The 17,974-nt window shown below is 47.2% G+C and carries 13 protein-coding genes and 1 riboswitch; of the genes, 5 read left to right on the top strand and 8 right to left on the bottom strand.

The genetic code is table 11. The features are described from left to right. The first annotated feature begins 60 nt into the window (after positions 1-60). The 4 genes from cmoA to Q4Q54_RS04400 all read left to right on the top strand — a co-directional run bounded on the left by cmoA (position 61) and on the right by Q4Q54_RS04400 (position 5,050). Entirely contained in the window at positions 61-792 is a 732-nt protein-coding gene (gene cmoA, locus Q4Q54_RS04385) for a carboxy-S-adenosyl-L-methionine synthase CmoA (RefSeq protein ID WP_311987801.1), read from the top strand. Further along, on the top strand, positions 789-1,781 hold the full coding sequence (gene cmoB / locus Q4Q54_RS04390; RefSeq protein WP_311987802.1) for a tRNA 5-methoxyuridine(34)/uridine 5-oxyacetic acid(34) synthase CmoB: 993 nt from the start codon (positions 789-791) through the stop codon (positions 1,779-1,781). The genes cmoA and cmoB overlap by 4 nt, the downstream gene beginning before the upstream one ends. A gap of 294 nt (positions 1,782-2,075) precedes the next feature. Beyond that, positions 2,076-3,938 (top strand): M3 family metallopeptidase, encoded by a 1,863-nt coding sequence (locus Q4Q54_RS04395; RefSeq protein ID WP_311987803.1) that lies wholly within the window; start codon positions 2,076-2,078, stop codon positions 3,936-3,938. A gap of 203 nt (positions 3,939-4,141) precedes the next feature. After that, a complete protein-coding gene (locus Q4Q54_RS04400) occupies positions 4,142-5,050 on the top strand; it encodes a LysR family transcriptional regulator (RefSeq protein ID WP_006086789.1) in 909 nt (302 codons plus the stop codon). A gap of 143 nt (positions 5,051-5,193) precedes the next feature. Here Q4Q54_RS04400 and Q4Q54_RS04405 read toward each other — a convergent pair whose 3' ends face one another. From Q4Q54_RS04405 to Q4Q54_RS04445, 8 genes are all read right to left on the bottom strand, one after another. After that, positions 5,194-7,659, bottom strand: coding sequence for a putative metalloprotease CJM1_0395 family protein (locus Q4Q54_RS04405; protein WP_311987804.1), 2,466 nt, complete (start codon positions 7,657-7,659; stop codon positions 5,194-5,196). A 5-nt stretch (positions 7,660-7,664) separates the two neighbouring features. Continuing rightward, positions 7,665-7,928 carry a hypothetical protein gene (locus Q4Q54_RS04410; protein WP_006081755.1) on the bottom strand — a complete coding sequence of 88 codons (264 nt, stop codon included), beginning with the start codon at positions 7,926-7,928 and terminating at the stop codon, positions 7,665-7,667. Positions 7,929-8,030: 102 nt separating this feature from the next. Then, positions 8,031-9,146 (bottom strand): 2-iminoacetate synthase ThiH, encoded by a 1,116-nt coding sequence (gene thiH / locus Q4Q54_RS04415; protein WP_311987805.1) that lies wholly within the window; start codon positions 9,144-9,146, stop codon positions 8,031-8,033. Then, entirely contained in the window at positions 9,143-9,907 is a 765-nt protein-coding gene (locus tag Q4Q54_RS04420) for a thiazole synthase (protein ID WP_311987806.1), read from the bottom strand. The genes thiH and Q4Q54_RS04420 overlap by 4 nt, the downstream gene beginning before the upstream one ends. 1 nt (position 9,908) lies before the next feature. Continuing rightward, a complete protein-coding gene (gene thiS / locus Q4Q54_RS04425) occupies positions 9,909-10,112 on the bottom strand; it encodes a sulfur carrier protein ThiS (RefSeq protein ID WP_311987807.1) in 204 nt (67 codons plus the stop codon). Between the two features lies 1 nt (position 10,113). Next, the gene (locus tag Q4Q54_RS04435; protein WP_409438278.1) at positions 10,114-12,849 is read right to left on the bottom strand and encodes a ThiF family adenylyltransferase; all 2,736 of its coding nucleotides are present in this window, start codon (positions 12,847-12,849) and stop codon (positions 10,114-10,116) included. 2 nt (positions 12,850-12,851) lie between these two features. Continuing rightward, on the bottom strand, positions 12,852-14,957 hold the full coding sequence (gene thiC, locus Q4Q54_RS04440) for a phosphomethylpyrimidine synthase ThiC (protein WP_311987808.1): 2,106 nt from the start codon (positions 14,955-14,957) through the stop codon (positions 12,852-12,854). Between the two features lie 201 nt (positions 14,958-15,158). Then, a riboswitch (TPP riboswitch) is annotated at positions 15,159-15,257 on the bottom strand. Between the two features lie 168 nt (positions 15,258-15,425). Then, positions 15,426-16,775, bottom strand: coding sequence for a hypothetical protein (locus Q4Q54_RS04445; RefSeq protein ID WP_311987809.1), 1,350 nt, complete (start codon positions 16,773-16,775; stop codon positions 15,426-15,428). A gap of 501 nt (positions 16,776-17,276) precedes the next feature. Between Q4Q54_RS04445 and trhA the strand changes: the two genes are divergently transcribed. Beyond that, positions 17,277-17,960, top strand: a complete 684-nt coding sequence (gene trhA, locus Q4Q54_RS04450; RefSeq protein WP_311987810.1) for a PAQR family membrane homeostasis protein TrhA — start codon at positions 17,277-17,279, stop codon at positions 17,958-17,960. The last annotated feature ends 14 nt before the right edge of the window (positions 17,961-17,974 follow it).

The following is a 17,974-nucleotide window of genomic DNA, read 5'->3' on the forward strand; positions in this document are numbered from 1 at the left end:
TTGCTGCTAATCGATCGGATTCGTTAAAATGCCGGGTTGAATTCCCATGAAAAATCTCAGATGAACGTTTCTCAAGACACTATCTACGCTCAAGCGAGCGAGCATATTAGCGATTTCCAGTTTGATAACCGTGTAGCAGGCGTGTTCAGTGACATGATCCGCCGCTCCGTGCCCGGATATACGCAAATTATCAATACCATAGGCGATTTTGCAGATCGTTTCGTCATGCCAAATACTCAAATTTACGATTTGGGTTGCTCACTCGGCGCCGCGACCTTAAGTATTCGTCGCCAAATCCAAGGCCGTCAATGCCGCATTATCGCCGTTGATAACAGCGAATCTATGGTTGCCCGCTGCCAAGAGAACCTGAATGCCTATGTCAGTGATACAGACGTCGATCTGGTTTGCGGTGATATTCGCGATATCGATATTCAAAATGCCTCACTGGTGGTACTCAATTTTACCTTGCAGTTTTTACCGCCAGAAGACAGAGAAACCCTGATAGCCAAAATTTATCAGGGCCTAAACCCCAGTGGGATTTTAGTGCTGTCGGAAAAAATTCGCTTTGAAGATGCCCCGATCCAAACCCTATTGGAAGAGCAACATTTAGACTTTAAACGCGCCAATGGCTACAGCGAACTAGAGATCAGCCAAAAACGCAGTGCGCTGGAAAATGTCATGAAGCCTGACACCTTAACCACGCATCAACAACGCCTAACCAGCCAAGGCTTCAGTCACTTTAGTCTCTGGTTCCAATGCTTTAACTTTGCTTCTATGGTGGCCATCAAGTGATCAGCTTTAGCTCGTTTTACCAACAAATCGCCGATTCAAATCTACAACACTGGCTCGAAACCCTGCCGAGCATTTTAGGCAAGTGGCAACGGGATCATAAACACGGCAACTTGCCAAAGTGGGAAAAAGTGCTCAACAAGCTGCACTATCCTGCACCCGACCAAGTGGATTTTGTCGATAGCGTGACCGTCGGTAGCGGCGAGCAACTTAGCTCTGGCGAAAAAGAGAAGCTAGAGAACCTACTGCGCCTGTTTATGCCATGGCGTAAAGGTCCCTTCCACATTCATGGCATTCATATCGATACCGAATGGCGCAGTGACTGGAAATGGGATCGCGTGAAGCAGCATATTTCACCACTGAAAAACCGCACTGTGCTCGATGTCGGTTGCGGCAGTGGTTATCACATGTGGCGCATGTTGGGCTCAGGTGCCAAACGTGTAGTCGGTATCGACCCTTCACCGTTGTTTTTATGTCAGTTTGAAGCCGTAAAACGGTTAGTGGGCACACATCACCCTGTGCACCTTTTGCCTCTTGGCATTGAAGAACTGCCACCGCTCGATGCATTTGACACGGTTTTCTCCATGGGCGTTTTATATCACAGACGTTCGCCTATCGATCACTTGTTACAGCTGCGTGATCAATTGCGCACCGGTGGTGAGCTCGTGCTAGAAACCTTGGTGATAGATGGTGATGAAAACGCCGTACTCATGCCTCAAGATAGATATGGCAAAATGAATAATGTATGGTTCATTCCGTCCGTTGCCGCGCTCATGCTCTGGTTAAAGAAGTGTGATTTCACTGATATCCGTTGTGTCGATACCGATGTCACAGCCCTTGCCGAGCAACGCCGTACCGACTGGATGCCTAACGAGTCACTGGTTGAATACTTAGATCCTAACGACATCACCAAAACAGTTGAAGGTTATCCTGCGCCCAAACGTGCCACGATTATCGCAGTGAAAAATCAACCTAATCAAGATTTAACCTGACCTTTTCAGTCTGAAGTAAGCGGATATCAGTCATTGCGTCCTCAGGGTTTGAGCTAGTAATGGCTGATATCAAAAGCCGAAAGATCACCATTCCTCTCGTTTATCTGGAATATACAAGTGTTCAGCCGCTCATTGCTACTCCTTCCTGAATAGCAATACATTTGCGACTCTCACCCTTACCGTTGACATCGATAACGGAACAGGGTTTCATGCATAACAATGACTTGAAGCTAGCTCAATTAGATACTAAGTCAAAGTTAACTCATTCCATCACAGATGCAGAACACATAACCCATGTTAAAACCCACTTTACTGGTTAGCCTGCTTGGCTTAAGCCTTTATGCTACGAATGCCGCCTATGCGGCGCCAAGTCCTGTTCCCCTCTTGGTTGAGCAATGTCTGCGTTTGCCAAACATTGAGCTCGCGTCAGCCTTCGCCAACGCGCGCTTAACGACAGCGCAATTAACCTTGGCCCAGCGCGCGCTTATTTTTGAGCAACAGACGATTGGGCCTAATAATATCAACGACAGGCTCAACTATTACCGTGGGTTTAACTTACCGAGTGAAGAACGCGAAGGCTTACTGCAATGCCAGTTACGCCTCGCCGATACCCTGTCGCAACTTCTCAACCAAGCAGAATTTAGCCAACTGGCTTACGCCTTAGCCCAAGGTAATGCTGAACAAATACTGTTAAGCCAACAACTTAAACACTTGCTACAACAGCATTGGAGCGCCGAGGAAAAAGCGAAACTGCATACGGCGCAGGCCAGCATAGGCCAAGGGTTAGGCAGCCAACAATTTAGTCTTGCCTTCAATGACAGCCAATGCCAACCCGAAGCGACTCAGCAGCAACATCATCTGCATAAAGAAGAGGATAAAAGTAACGAGCCGAAGCGCAGTAGTTCAAAGCTGAGCGATTTTTCGGGCACTATCGTCAGCTACTTACTGACACAGGAAAACGCCGTATGTCGCCAAAATGTATGGCAGGCTTACCAAGCCAGAGCGAGTGAAACCAATCAAACGGCATTACAGCGAATTGCAGAGCAACGCCATCAAGCCGCCACTGCGGCAGGCTTTACCGATTACAGCGCATTAGCGCTTAGTTCGCAGCAGTTATCATCCCCTGAGTTGGTCAAAGCATTTCTTGATAGCCAAACACAAGATTTGCAAGTGGCTCCCTGGGATATTGGACGTACACTGTCACAACAAGCATCAGCCAAGGGCCCCAGATGGCAGACCTCAGACGTCTTGAGTCGCAGCTTTACTTATCTGCAAGTGTTTGGTTTGCAGTTTGAGACCATAGCAACCGCCAACGCCGAGAGAACACCAACCGATCATAATCGGCCGCATATTGTCAGGGTCTACCACCAGCAAAGATTGTTGGGTGAAATCTATGTGGCGTACAACCAAAATCCACAGCAAAGTAGTCAACAGCAGACATTGCGCCAAAGTGTACTCGGCCAGCAATTTGGACAACAGGCGTTGGATCTTAAGCCGCAACTGAGTAACTACAAAGACATTGAACAGTTAACCGAATCCATCGCAGAAGCAGTGACTTCCCTTGCTAAAGCGAGCCATTTCTACCTCAACAATGCCATGGGGCAGAGTCAGGATAGCCATTTTGTGGCGAGTCTCTGGTTAGCTGAAGTGCTGCGCCATCAACTCTTTCCGCAATTTGAGCAAAGCTATTTACAAGAGCGTGAAACACTGGCTAAAGCTTATTCGAAACAGCTCAAAGTCTTTCGCGCTAAGGTTGCAGTCAACTTTTATCAAGATGTAAATTCACAAGTCTATCCGGATCTCGGTGCAGAGTTTAGTGCTAGCTTCGGCCAAAATTGGCCGCAAACCAAGGATTATCCCTACAGCTTCAATGCTATCGCCAACGAAGGGCCGCTCTACTACCAATCGCTCTGGCAAGCATCGTTAGCCCAGTTGATTGATCAAGCAACATTAGGCTGCCAAGACAAACTTCAATTATTCAATTTGTTAGTCGTCAATGAAGACGCTTTAAACGTAAGTGAACAATTGAATGCCATCATTGGTGCGCCCGTTGATAGCGCTTCACTGATCCAAAGGATCTCCAATAGCGCCGCTTCGGAGCATACTGGTAATTCTGACAATCAAGCTTTCGACGCCACAGGTTCTTGTGCGTTTTAAGAGTGAATGCATAAGCTGTGTTTGTGACTCGCTCGGGCACAGACACAGCAAATCGTCATGATTCGCCTCTCGAACACCTCAATAACTTAGCGCGACATAGCTAGCAGTATGTCGTGAGAATGACTGACTCTATGATATTTAATTGAAAAAGTCGTAAGAAGTGGCCACTATAAGCCTCAATCTATCGTTTTTTTGAGATTATAATGACTCGAGCTAAATCTACCTTAGAACAATGGCGTATTTTGCAAGCGGTCGTCGATTTTGGCGGCTATGCCCAAGCGGCCGAAAAACTCAACAAGAGTCAATCGTCACTCAACCATGCGGTTGCCAAATTACAGCATCAATTAGGTATTGAACTACTCGAAGTCAAAGGCCGTAAAGCCTATCTCACCCAGCAAGGCGAAGTACTGCTGCGCCGCTCACGGCATGTCACCCAAGCCGTCAACGAGTTAGAACAGCTCGCGAGTAACCTCGAACAAGGATGGGAGCCGACACTCACGATTGCCCGTGAAATTATCTATCCGATGGAAAGTTTAGTGTGTGCCCTCAATGCGTTTCTGCCCCACAGCCGTGGCACTCGCATCATCATGCTGGACTCTGTGATCACCGGCACCCAAGAGCTCATTCTGCAGAGTAAAGTCGATATTGCTATCTGTGCAGGGGTACCGCCTAAAGGGTATTTATCCGAGCCTTTATGTGAACAAGAACTCTACCTCGTTTGTCATCCAAGTCACCCACTCGCTGACTTAGGTTCGATTGAAGACGATAAGCTACTGGCACAGTATTTACAGTTAGTGATCAAAGATACCGGCGTGCAATCCAATATCGACATAGGCTGGCTCAAAGCTGAGCAGCGCTGGACCGTTTCTAACTTCCACGAGGCAAAAGTCATTCTGAACCAAGGTATTGGTTTTTGTTGGATCCCGTCTTTTTTAGTCCAAGAGGAATTAGCATCTGGCAATTTAGTGCGTTTACATCTTGATGGCAGTCAAAAACGCCGCATCATGTTGAGCCTAGTGATCCCTAATAGGGATCAACAAGGACCAGCATCCAAACTGCTTGCCTCTTTGATTTTAAAACAGCATGGAATTGAACCGACGAATAGCAATTAATCGCAAGATAACCAAACGAGTTATCAATTCGAGTGAGCAAGACGCTAAGAGCCTAGTGCTGGCTTAGTGCGGAAGAATAAATGCAGAGAGGTTGCTTGAAAAAAGAGAATGAACAGCTGAATGGACATAGTTAAAGCCTAATCTTACACACTAAAATCAACATAGCGTGCTGGTTGCTGACCCAAGTATTGCGGCTGAATCAATCCAGCTTCTTGCGATGTATTATCTTCAACACTTGACTCACTCTGCAGTGACGCACTGCGATTCTCACTCGCACTGATGCTTGAGGGCGACTCGTTTACCTCGTTGGTATCTTTTGCTGCCAGAGTTGGAAGAACAGTAGCGGATTGCGCATTATTAGGCAGCTCGTTTACAGGGGCTAGATTAGAAGGCTGAATATTGACTTGCTGCGTTACGTCAGCACGGACTGAAGGTCCAATGCTGGCTTGTGCAACAGCGGCATAATAACGACTTGCGGTACTATCGGGTCTTGGAATAAAACGGGTCGCTAAATCAGCAGCAGTTGATGCTTTTCCAAATGCTAAGGTTGCAGTCGGTGGCTCAATGGTTTCCACTGTCGTTGGGGTATTAACTGAGCCGCTGGTACTAGAGGTATTAGATGGAGTTTCCGAACTAGGATTAGAGCTAGTATCTGTCGTCGCTGCGGTTTTGGCCCTCTGCGCTTCAACCCTTTGAATAAGCTTATCGACTGCATCTGATACTGGTGTTGAGACGGCATTTTGGGGCTGAGCGATATTCCCTGACTCGTCAACTTTCCCCGTTACTACGGGTGTGTGTTCTTGCAACGGCGGTAGCTCTTTAATCTGCGCATCGGCGCCCACTAAGATTTGGGTTGTTTGTAAGTCTACAATCTGTTGTTGCCGCTCTTCAGCAAGCTTCACCTTTGCTTCATTCATTTTTTGCAAAGCTTCAGCGGCAACGCGGATATCCGCAGATGAAGGATCAACCGGAGCCATTGCCGCCGCGTACACTTGCTTCATTTTGTTTATTGTTGCGAGTGGATCGCCTCCGACAGCAGAAACATCGATCTGCACTTCACCATCGGTAGCATAACGTTGCCCATCGGCGCCCTTCTCATACTTAAAACTCGGACTCTGAGCATATTGCCCGCCGACTGTAGCATGCGCATGTTCATGGGCTTTAACCTCAGAATCTCTGGCCTTAAGTGAATCAACTTGTTGTTGCTGTTGCGCCTGCGCTTTTTCTTGGGCTTGTTTTGCTTGCTCCTGAGCCTGCTGTGCCTGTGATTGCGCTTGTGATTGTTGCTGCTTTGCTTGTTCCGCTGCAGCTTGCTGTTTCTGCGACGCTTCTTCCTGTGCTTGCTTTTCAAGCTGAATATCATTTTTAGCAAAAACATCGGCTAAGGCTTGCTGACGATCATCGGGGTTAGACGCTATAGCAGGATCTTCTACCTGACGAACTTGAGCCTTAGCGTCACCGAAAACCTGGGTAAATTGTTCCAACACTGTCGGTTGAGCAACTTCATTGCGAGCGGATTGATCTGCTGCTTGTGCAGAGTTTGACTGCTCAACAGTCCCTTCACTCGCTGCTGAACTATTACCACTTATACTTCCAGAATTTCCAGAACTGTTATTTACAGAGCTATTACCTGCTGGGTTAGAGGTGGAGGAGTCAACTAACGCAGCTCCAGTAAAGACAGTTTGTGGCCCAAACACTGCGGCTAAATCAGGCGTTACTGGAGAAACACTGCCTTTAGTCGATGGATTGAAAGCAGGAAGCTCTGTGCTACTCGTGCCAATTGATGAACTCGGAGGCGTAAAAATATCGGCGGGAATACTGCTCGTGACACTAAGACTCGGACTTGTTGTAGATAAGGCGTTTGCGCCAAGGCTAGTTCCTATAGTACTCGTGATTGATGAAAATGCCGAAGTCGACACAGGGGCGGCAATTTGTCCCCCACGCACACCAGAAATGGATCTTGGCCCCGTTAATAAGCTAAAACTGGCATCGGCATGTAAACTCGCCCGATCTTTTAACCCATTGACTCGAGGAGCATTGGTTTTAGGAAGTGTAACCTGCGGCCTTGATTCAGCAAAAGGACTGGCCTTTAGTGCTTGGCTTGCGCCATTAAACGTTGGTAGTACAGGCGTAGCATCAGCAATTGCAAGCGGCGCTTTTACAGCATCAATGCCAGCGACATTTGAACTTATGGGTGTCGCGGTATTTGTCCCGTTGAATAAAGGCGTTGATGATATAGCTGCAGGCGTTGCAGAAAATGTTTGAGCGCTCGATTGCAATGAACTAGCTGCCAAAGAACTCGCATTAAAAGACACATTGGGTGATGAGTGCAGAGATTGGGAAACGTGAGGTGCTAATGAAACAATAGGCGCGGCTTGAACCGGAGCGGTTGAGGTTCCAGTAAAATGTGGTTCATAGGCACCACTCGCTTCAAGTTTTGCGGAGCCTGCTTGAGTGCTGACTCCTTGATAAGTGCTATTAGCGTGAGTCTTGCTTTGAGTCTTGCTTTGACTGTGACTTTGGCTTAAATCAGTGCTTAGCGTCTTATCATGTGCCGAAAATGAAGAGGATGGCGCTCCAACCTGAGGTGATAGCGCCACTACTGACATGATGTTTACACCTTAATGTTAATGATCGAACCTATCGTTTCTGAATCAGTTTCAATCACCTCTGTAGAGGCTTCACCTTGTCTTAATGACTCATTTGCCGCCAATAGTGCCGAGGTTTTATCGGGCTGGGCAACATCTCTGGCAGGCTCTGCCGGAGTCGCACTTTGCGTCTGTGTAGGTTTAGCCACATCTATTGTTGCTTGAGTAAGCCCAGATTGAGCACTTTGCAAGCCTTGCAGACCGGATGAATAAGCAGATTGGATTTGCATAACGGTATTCCTGCACGCTGTGATTAATGGGTCAATTATTGACCAGTAACGTGCAAAAGTACAGATTTTATCCACATTCTCAGCATTTATTTACGGCCAGATCTATCCTGTGATCCAATTAGCTTCCCAATCCTTAAATACGGGATTAAAACCCTGCCGTTGCATCTGTTGGATAACTTGCTCGACACTGCGATCATCGCTTATCTCAAATTGATCGAGTTGACTGTCAGGCGCTTGATAGCCGCCCGGTTGTGTCGAACTGCCCGCACTGATTTGAGTGATCCCAAGTGGCAAAATATTATCCCTCAGCTCAGGGCTTTCCCTTGTCGACATGCTGATGTCAAGCTGTTGATTAAAAAGTCTAAATGCACAAATCATTTGCACTAAACCTAGATCCGATAGCATGACTTTTGGGGTGATCCCGCCAGTACAAGGTCGTAACCTTGGTAGCGAAATACTAAAGCGGGTGCGCCAATAGCGTCGCTCTAAATAGTCGAGATGATATCCCATCATTAACGCATCTAAACGCCAATCATCCAGCCCTAATAAAACCCCAAGACCAATTTTATCAACGCCCGCCGCTGCAACTCTGTCTGGTGTTGCTAAGCGATAAGCAAAATCCATTTTTTTACCTCGGGAATGGTGACTAGCATAAGTCTCTGGCTGATAGGTCTCTTGATAAATCATCACAGCATCTAAACCTAGCGCGACTAACTGGCGATAATGGTCCTCACTCATGGGTTGAACCTCCATCGCCACATGGCTAAATTGCTGCTTCACCAGCGGCAACATTTGCTTGAAATAATCGATACCGACCTTAGTTTCATGCTCACCCGACACCAGTAAAACAGAATCGAAGCCCCTATCTTTGATAATGGCCATTTCGGCCATCAACTCCAGCTCATTCAAGGTCTTGCGTTTGAGTTTGTTACTCATGCTAAAGCCACAGTAATCACAATCATTAGCGCACAGATTCGAGACGTATAGCGGTAAATACATACCCAGATTCGCGCCAAATCGCTGCCGCGTAAGCGCCGCTGAACGTTGTGCCATGGTTTCTATATAAGGTTCAGCCGCAGGTGATAACAAGGCCAGTAAGCTACGTAAATCCCCTGCTGGACTCACTAACGCCCGCTCAACATCCTGGGCAGTGCAAGAATACAAATCGAGTAACAGTTTATCCCGTGGGATCTTGGCAAATTCCGCTACAAAACTCATTGGTTTAAAAATCCCGTCAGAGGACTGGTATGTACCGCGCCCGTTTGTACTCGGCCAAGCCCTGCTTCAAAGGCCCGTCTACCGCATTGCACCGCCTCCCTAAAACACTCGGCCATCACTATCGGCGACGCGCTGCTGGCGATGGCGGTGTTAACGAGCACCGCATCGGCGCCCAGCTCCATTGCTCGCGCAGCCTGCGAAGGTGCGCCAATGCCGGCATCGATCACCACTGGCACCCGCGCTTGCTCTATGATGATTTTTAAAAAGCTTTCAGTGACTAAACCTTGATTACTGCCAATCGGACTCGCCAGTGGCATCACCGCAGCGCAGCCTACCTCTTCCAAGCGGCGACAGAGCACAGGATCGGCATGCACGTAGGGCATCACGATAAAGCCTTTCTCACAGAGGATTCTAGCCGCCTCTAAGGTTTCAATCGCATCGGGCATTAGGTACTTAGGATCCGGGTGGATTTCGAGCTTAATCCAATGAGTTCCCAGCATTTCACGGGCAAGCTCAGCCGCAAACACCGCTTCCTTGGCGTTTCTCGCCCCCGAAGTGTTAGGCAATAGCCGGACACCCGCTTGACGTAACGGCGTGAGTAAATCATCAAGCCCCATTTTAAAATCAATTCTTTTCATCGCAACTGTCACTAACTGCGATTTTGAAGCCGATATCGCCTCAAGCATCACTTGGTTATTGCTGAATTTTCCCGTTCCGGTAAATAACCGTGATTCAAACTCCACATCGGCAATCGTTAACATACTAGCCTCCCGCTACAGCTGAAAAAAGTTCTAATTTATCTTCATGTTGGCAGAGAATCGATTGCCAGCTATTACGCGGAACCACCTCTGAATTCAACACGATAGCGACCGAATCGAGGGCTATATCTTGCGCGAGGATCACCGCCGCGAGTGAAGTCGGTTCCGTTAAGGGCTGCGGGACATTATTTATGTGAACTAAAATCATATCAAACCTCAAGATTATCTTTATTTGATGATAGATAAACCCCTTTGGGACCACATTCGTCACACTGGGGATCCCGCGTTAATATCGCCGCTGTCCATGAAAGTGATTTAGCGTCGAAGCGCCAAAAACGTCCCAACAAGGCACTTTTAGGTTCATCACAACTATCCACATTCAACAAGAGTTGCATGGCCACCAAAGATTGCATTGACGCCATGACGCCTACGCTCGGCCCGAGTACGCCTTGGGTACTGCAGCTCTGCGACACTCTCGTCTGCGCGGGGAAAATACAGTGATAACAACCACCAGAGGGGAACTGCATTTGGTCGACCGCGAACAATTGGCCGCTAAATGCTGCGATTGATGCGCTGACTAGGGGTAAAGCCGCTTCGATACAGCTGCGATTTATGGCTTGGCGAGTCGCAAAGTTATCTGTGCAGTCAAGCACTAGCACTTTTTTACCCTGTTGTTTCGCCTCTAGAATATCAGCGAAGTGATGAGCCGCAGTTTCTGTATTAAATGCTGTTTCATCGGCAGTCACAGTGCACTGCGGCGCTAAGTCATTGAGCTTTTGCTTGGCAACTCGCGCCTTATTAAGCCCAATATCGGCATCGCTGAATAATAATTGTCTTGGCAGATTTAATATTTCAACCTTATCCATGTCGATTAAGGTCAAGCAACCAATACCTGCGCGAGCCAGATACTGCGCCGCCAATTGGCCTAAGCCGCCAAGACCGATAATAACAACGTTGGCATCGGCCAGTTGTAATTGCCCTGCCTCACCCACTTCTGGCAGTAAGACTTGCCGGGAATAACGCATAAAATCGGCATCGCTAAGTGTTTTGCCACTGACCGTCTCGCCATGATAAAGCGGTTTATTTGTGCTCATATTTGGCATGCACTTAGCACCCAAATATGGCTCCCAAGCTTGGCTAAGCACTGCAAACGCCGCGACTGGATCCTGAGCCTCGGTTATTGCCCGCACCACAGCAATATTGGCCACCCCCGTGGTTTTCACCTTTGCTAAATTATCTAAGTCGATGCCGCCAATAGCGACCAAGGGATAATGGTCTTGGAGCAGTGCGACATAGCGTTTAAGTTTTGCCAGCCCTTGGGGCGCCGAAGGCATTTGCTTCGTCGTGGTTGGGAATATATGCCCAAGCGCTATGTAGGATGGCGAACATTGATGGGCCAATAACAGCTCGAAATAACTGTGACTCGATATGCCAAGCGCAAGTCCCGCCGTTTTAATGGCGGCTAAGTCAGCTACAGCGAGATCTTCTTGGCCTAAATGTACCCCAAAGGCATGGTTTTTTATTGCTAACTGCCAGTGATCATTGATAAAAAGCTGCGCATTAAAATGCTTACCTAAGGCAATGGCTGTTTGAATTTTTGCTTCTAATTCGGAGCCAATTAACTTAGGTTCGCCTGATTTAGATTTGCCTGACTCACATCTACTTTGCACAGATTCGCCTAACCCTGCAGAAGTTAATTCGCTGATGTCGGTTTTTATCCTTAACTGCAGGGTTTTAACGCCGGCCGCTAACAAACTTTCCAGCATGGTTAAGTCACTCACCACGGGATACACACCGAGATCGGCATTGAGCACTTTAAAACCTTGGGATAAAATATTTTGAGGTGGCGCCGAGGCTATTCTTACCTGATCTGTTGCAACGAAATCACTTATAACATCAAGATGTTGGCTGATTTGATGACTAATAAAATTGCCATCACACAAATTTATCTTGGCATAGCAGGACAAGTTATTAGGCCAACCCGTACGGGCCAACGGCCCTGGACCTTGCCCTAAACCAATCGCCGCGCTTAAGCCTTGACTCACATAGGCTTTGGCAACAACCACCGCATCTTGTAATACAAAACCTTGCGCTAACACGGCGGCAATGGCCGATGACAAAGTGCAGCCGCTACCATGATTATGACGGGTAATAACCCGCTGGCTGGCTAACCAGAAGCGTCCATTTTGATGCAGCTCAGAGTTCGCTCGCACTTGACGACAAACTAGATAATCCTCGGCAAGCTCAAGATCCCAGCCATTACTCTTGTAAGCGGTATCAAGAGCGTTAGTTTGAGCTTGAGTATCAGCAAGAATGTCAGTGCAACCAAAGCTCACATCGCCACCTTTAGCGAGCACACTGCAATCAAGGCTCTGGGATAAAGCCAGTGCCGCGGCAGCGAATTGCGCTTTCGTTGAAACATCACTGTGAGTTAACCGCCCAAGTTCAAGCACATTGGGTGTGATAAGTTCGATTAAACCTTTGAAAGGCCTAAAATCTAAGGCTGATTTGGCCGCACTTTTTATATCCTGACAGTTATCTACTGCTAATGCATCGCCACAACTGGCGACCATCACAGGATCGACAATCACAGGCACAGATGGATAGTGGATTTTAAAACTCGCGATCCAATCTGCCAGCAATGCCACTTGAGTTTGATCTGCCAGTAAGCCGATTTTAATTGCTTTGGGTGGCAAGTCGGAAAGTAAAGTCGTCAGTTGAGCCATTAACATCGCCGCTGATACGGGCTCGACTAAAGTGACCGCCACTGAGCTTTGCGCCGTCACTGTGGTGACCACACTACAACCGTGACAGCCCAAATCTTGAATTGTCGCTAAGTCCGCCTGAATACCGGCACCGCCGCCACTGTCTGAACCAGCGATGGTCCAGACAAACGCGGGACGCTCGGTATTCATGGGCACATTATCCCCATGAATACCCAACATAATTAGGCTTCCTCAGCTTCGGCGACAAGCTTGTCTTTCACGTGATAGATCTCGGCGCCCGAAGCAGCAAACTCTGCCGATTTTAGCGCCATTGCCGCTGCCAACTCCTGCGGCGTCTTGACTGTGACTTGTATGGCTTGGTCAGCAGCTTCAACTTGATCCGCCTTCGCTTGTGCCGCCTCTAAGCCAGCGGCATAGGCGCGCACATCTTGGGTGATTTTCATCGAACAAAATTTAGGGCCGCACATAGAGCAAAAATGCGCGACTTTAGCGGATTCCTGCGGTAAAGATTCATCGTGATAAGCACGTGCGGTTTCAGGATCGAGTCCTAAGTTATATTGATCTTCCCAGCGGAATTCAAACCGCGCCTTTGCCAGCGCATTATCACGAATTTGCGCACTCGGATGACCTTTCGCCACATCGGCGGCGTGGGCGGCAATCTTATAAGCAATCAAACCTTGCTTAACATCTTGTTTATTCGGTAATCCTAAGTGTTCTTTTGGTGTGACATAACACAACATAGCGCAGCCGTACCAAGCAATCATGGCCGCGCCTATGCCGGAGGTGAAATGATCATACCCAGGTGCGATATCGGTGATTTGCGGGCCAAGCGTGTAAAACGGCGCTTCATCGCAGTGAGCTAACTGCTTGTCCATGTTTTCTTTAATGAGCTGCATCGGGATATGTCCCGGCCCTTCGATAATGGTTTGTACGTCGTATTCCCACGCGATTTTGACTAGCTCACCTAAGGTTTCAAGCTCTGCAAACTGGGCGGCATCATTAGCGTCGGCAATTGAGCCTGGACGCATACCATCACCTAAAGACAGGGATACATCGTAGGCGACGCAAAGCTCACAGATCTCACGAAAATGGCTGTAGAGGAAGTTTTCCTTGTGATGACTCAGGCACCATTTGGCCATGATTGAACCGCCGCGGGAAACGATCCCAGTGACGCGTTTAGCCGTCATCGGCACATAACGCAGCAGCACACCAGCATGAATAGTAAAGTAATCAACACCTTGCTCAGCTTGTTCAATCAAGGTATCGCGGAACACTTCCCAGGTTAAATCCTCTGCCACACCGTTCACTTTCTCCAGCGCTTGATAAATCGGCACTGTGCCGATGGGCACTGGCGAGTTGCGGATGATCCACTCGCGGGTCTCGTGGATATAACGCCCCGTGGATAAATCCATGACAGTATCTGCACCCCAACGGGTTGACCAGACGAGCTTTTCCACTTCTTCCTCGATGGATGACGTCACCGCAGAATTACCAATATTGGCATTCACTTTCACCAAAAAGTTACGCCCTATGATCATAGGTTCGGCTTCGGGATGGTTAATATTCAGCGGAATAATCGCGCGGCCACGGGCGACTTCAGCGCGGACAAATTCGGCGGTAATCGGTTCGCCGACTAAGGCACCAAAAGCTTCGCCCTTGGCTTTACGATTGAGGATTTCATCCTGTACTTCGGCAAGTGCCATGTTCTCGCGGATCGCCACATATTCCATTTCGGGCGTGATAATCCCTTGACGGGCATAGTGTAATTGGCTGACTCGTTTACCCTGCAGCGCTCTGCGTGGGCGAACAATTGCACTCGAGCCCGCCTCAAAACGCAGATGGTCTAAACCATCATCGGCGAGTCTTTGTTGGGTAAAGTCTGAGGTCGCGCAGGGTAATTGCTCTGTATCGTTGCGGGCTAGGATCCAGTTTTGTCTTAATTTACCAAGGCCTAGACGCACATTGATGTCGGCCTCAGGATCGGAATAAGGTCCGGCGCAATCGTACACTCGGATTGGCGGATTTTTTTCCATGATTGGCGCATCATCTGTACCGCCGACAAGGGTGTCAGTCTGCAGAATGTGCCGCATGCCAACGCGAATATCGGCACTGGAACCTTCGAGATAAATCTTTTGTGAATTAGGATGTTGCAGCGGCGCTAACGTATCGATAAAGGCTTGAGCCTGCGCGCGGGTTTCGCGGCGACTCGGCGCCTTAGGCACTGTTGATTGACTATACTCAGACGATTTATTAGGGATTGTCGATTCTGGCGCTGTAATTTCTATCGCATTGGCAGCTACAGCTGGGTTTTGGTTTGAACTGGACATAAGCAATCTCACGTTAAAAAATGGAGTTGCTTGTCTGGAGAATTGAGTTGTTGATAGCTGGGCATGGCAATCAATTTTTGTGGCCAACACTGGCTTCAAAAATTGAGTTACCCTGCTCAATAACAATTAAATCTAAACATTAAGGCTTAAAACACTGCTGAGTTAACAGGTGTTCAAGCCGTCTATTTTGGCGATTTAATATGTGTTATTACGCTTGTTTCCTTCGCAGGTTTTAACCTGATCAGGTTCAACGGATCCCGAATAAACGGTCTCAGCCAAGAGGCACTCCGACAAGATGAGTGCGCAGTATAGACAGAAGCGGCAGCAACAAACAAGGAAAAAAGTAATTAAAAAACTTAACTATCAATCCAAAATAAAGATTCATAATTTATTGTTTTTAATTGATTAAATCAAATAAAACTAAAAAAAGTTATAATTAGCATGAAAATAGATCATAAGAGAAAGTCACTATTTATGGGGTTTGAGCATCATTTTATTTAATCGAGATTGAATGGCATCATCAATAGCTTGATTGATTTTTTTGCCACTGCAGTCAAATGGGAAGCCTAAATTTTCGGCGTAAGGATTAACTTGAGTGCCGACTTGTACCACGCGATAACAAGTATCCCCTTTACGCACAATACGATTTGGATCTAAGGGTAAATCTAGGCTCGTTGTGCCACCGAAATCATCGGCGTTAGGGACAAATAACACTTCCATCTCTGGGCTCATTTCACTCATATTCGATTTCCGGGTGAATTTATCGGCCTGTTCAATGACGAGATCATCGAGCCCTTGCTCGCGCTGACGTTCAAAATATTGCTGGGTGAATAAACTCATGCTTGAGCTTGTCGCTATTGTGCTCTCACCTTCTGCTGCGGGCGTACTCTTAGCGCCAAGCTGCGGCTTTATTTCTGTGGTATCAAGCGTATTAGTTGGTTTTTTTGCCGTCACTTCCGCGGGCTGTACTTCACTTGGGGCACTTGATTGAGATTGGCTCGATTGAGTGATGTCCGGTTTAACCGTATCTGGCTTCACTTTTCCCTGCTCTACTTTTTCAGAGACGGCCTTCTCAGGTGCTATTGTTTCAGGCATGACCTTTTCAAGTATCGACAGAGGCTTAACTTGAGTTGCAGGCGTGGGAACAGTTGTAGGCGTAACAGAACTTGTCATCTCAGTCTTATCCACGGCCTTGCTCTCTGTTTCTAGCGCAGCGCTTTCAGCCTTCTCTACCGCGGGAGCATAAATAAAGTAAGCTTTAAGCGCCGTCACTTTAGGGCCCCGGCTTTCTGTTTCTGTTAATCCAAAGGGATTTAACTGTGGGCGCCACAAAATGCAGATAAGTAAAAATAAACACGCATGCACTAAGAGCACAAAAAAAAGCAGACTTAATCCTTTGAAATACGGCTGACGAGTACGTAACCCCAATCCTTGAGCACGGGTTTGTATTGTCCTAGACAGTTCAAGTTTTGATTCAGACTCAGCAACCAATTTATCTTGATGTTGATCTTGATGTTCAGTATGGATTTCTTGCAGTACCAAATCTCGGGCCTGCTCTTGATATATAGCTTGGGTGTCATGCTCAGTGACTAAAAGGCCTGCACCGCGATTGAACGCTGACGGCACGGCAGTAGTGGTAAAAACAGGCGTTTGGGCAGTATCCAGATCACCGAGGTGATGATCAAATGCAATAAAAGTCTCGCCTTCTGGCGATGTGACCGAAAAAAGCAAAGCACTATCAGTATCATCTCCAATCGCTATTGCTGTAGGAGATACTGTCAATAAAGGCGCGGCTTTGGGTTGACGTTGAAAAGGCAAAATCCATCCTTAGGTTTTGTGTAGTCTCAATTGATTTCGATGATGCTTAACGTGGAACAATTGCACTCAAATCCAATATCAATCCAATATCGAGTTGCTGAATATTGAAAGAGAATTATCCAATGATTGCATTTACTTGCGAGTGCTCAACGCAGATTAGAGGAGGTAAACAGGGTAAAGTTCAACACGAATGCAACACGTTACATGCGCAGTGCTTACGCCAATGCATGATAAGACACTTGTCAGTTGAGACAAATAAGGCTGGGAATTGAGATCACAATCGCGCTAAATTGAAGGATAATGGCTTGTTAACTTTCACGTATTGAAGTGGATAGCATCATCGATGCGCTGACGGGAATTCAAGACGGCGTTAAAAAGATAAAAGGTGAAAACAATCGAAGCCAGCCACAAATTTAAGCTTACATGTGTACGCTTAAATATGGTGATTTATTTTTCTAACTGATAGACTCAGTCATTATCGTTTGCGAGCGTGTATCTACCATGTCGAGTCAAAGTGTTATTGAACAACAAAACCCAGCTAAAAACCCTGCTAAGTCTGGGCAGTATAGTATTAAAGAAGAGATCGCTAATAGCGTATCCCATGGCTTAGGCGTCATCGCAGGCATAGTGGCATTGGTACTGATGTTACTCAAAGGGCAAGATCATCTAACGCCAACTCAACTAACAGGCGTTGCCATTTATGGTGCGAGCATCATAGTGCTTTTTCTATGCTCGACCTTATACCACAGCGTTAGCCATTCAGGCTGGAAACATAAACTTAAGATCGCCGATCACTGCGCAATTTACTGCTTGATTGCAGGAACTTACACACCTTTGATGCTGATAAGCCTACAGGGGACGCAATCGATAGTGATTTTAACAGCGATTTGGTCGCTTGCGATTGGTGGGATCCTATTTAAGACGCTATTTATTCACAAATTCAAAAAGTTAAGCTTAGTCTTGTATCTCGCCATGGGTTGGCTATGTGTCACTGTGATGGGCGATTTAACGGCGGCCATGTCGGAGTTAGGTTTTAATCTATTGATCTTAGGCGGATTATTTTACACTTTAGGTGTTGTGTTCTATGTCGGGAAACGCATTCCATTTAACCATGCCATTTGGCATTTGTTTGTGCTTGGCGGTGCCATGAGTCACTTTCTGTGTATTTATCTGACTGTTATTTAAATGACTATGATTTA

It is taken from the genome of Shewanella sp. SP2S2-4 (assembly GCF_031932025.1).
GTDB classification, from domain to species: Bacteria; Pseudomonadota; Gammaproteobacteria; order Enterobacterales; family Shewanellaceae; genus Shewanella; species Shewanella baltica.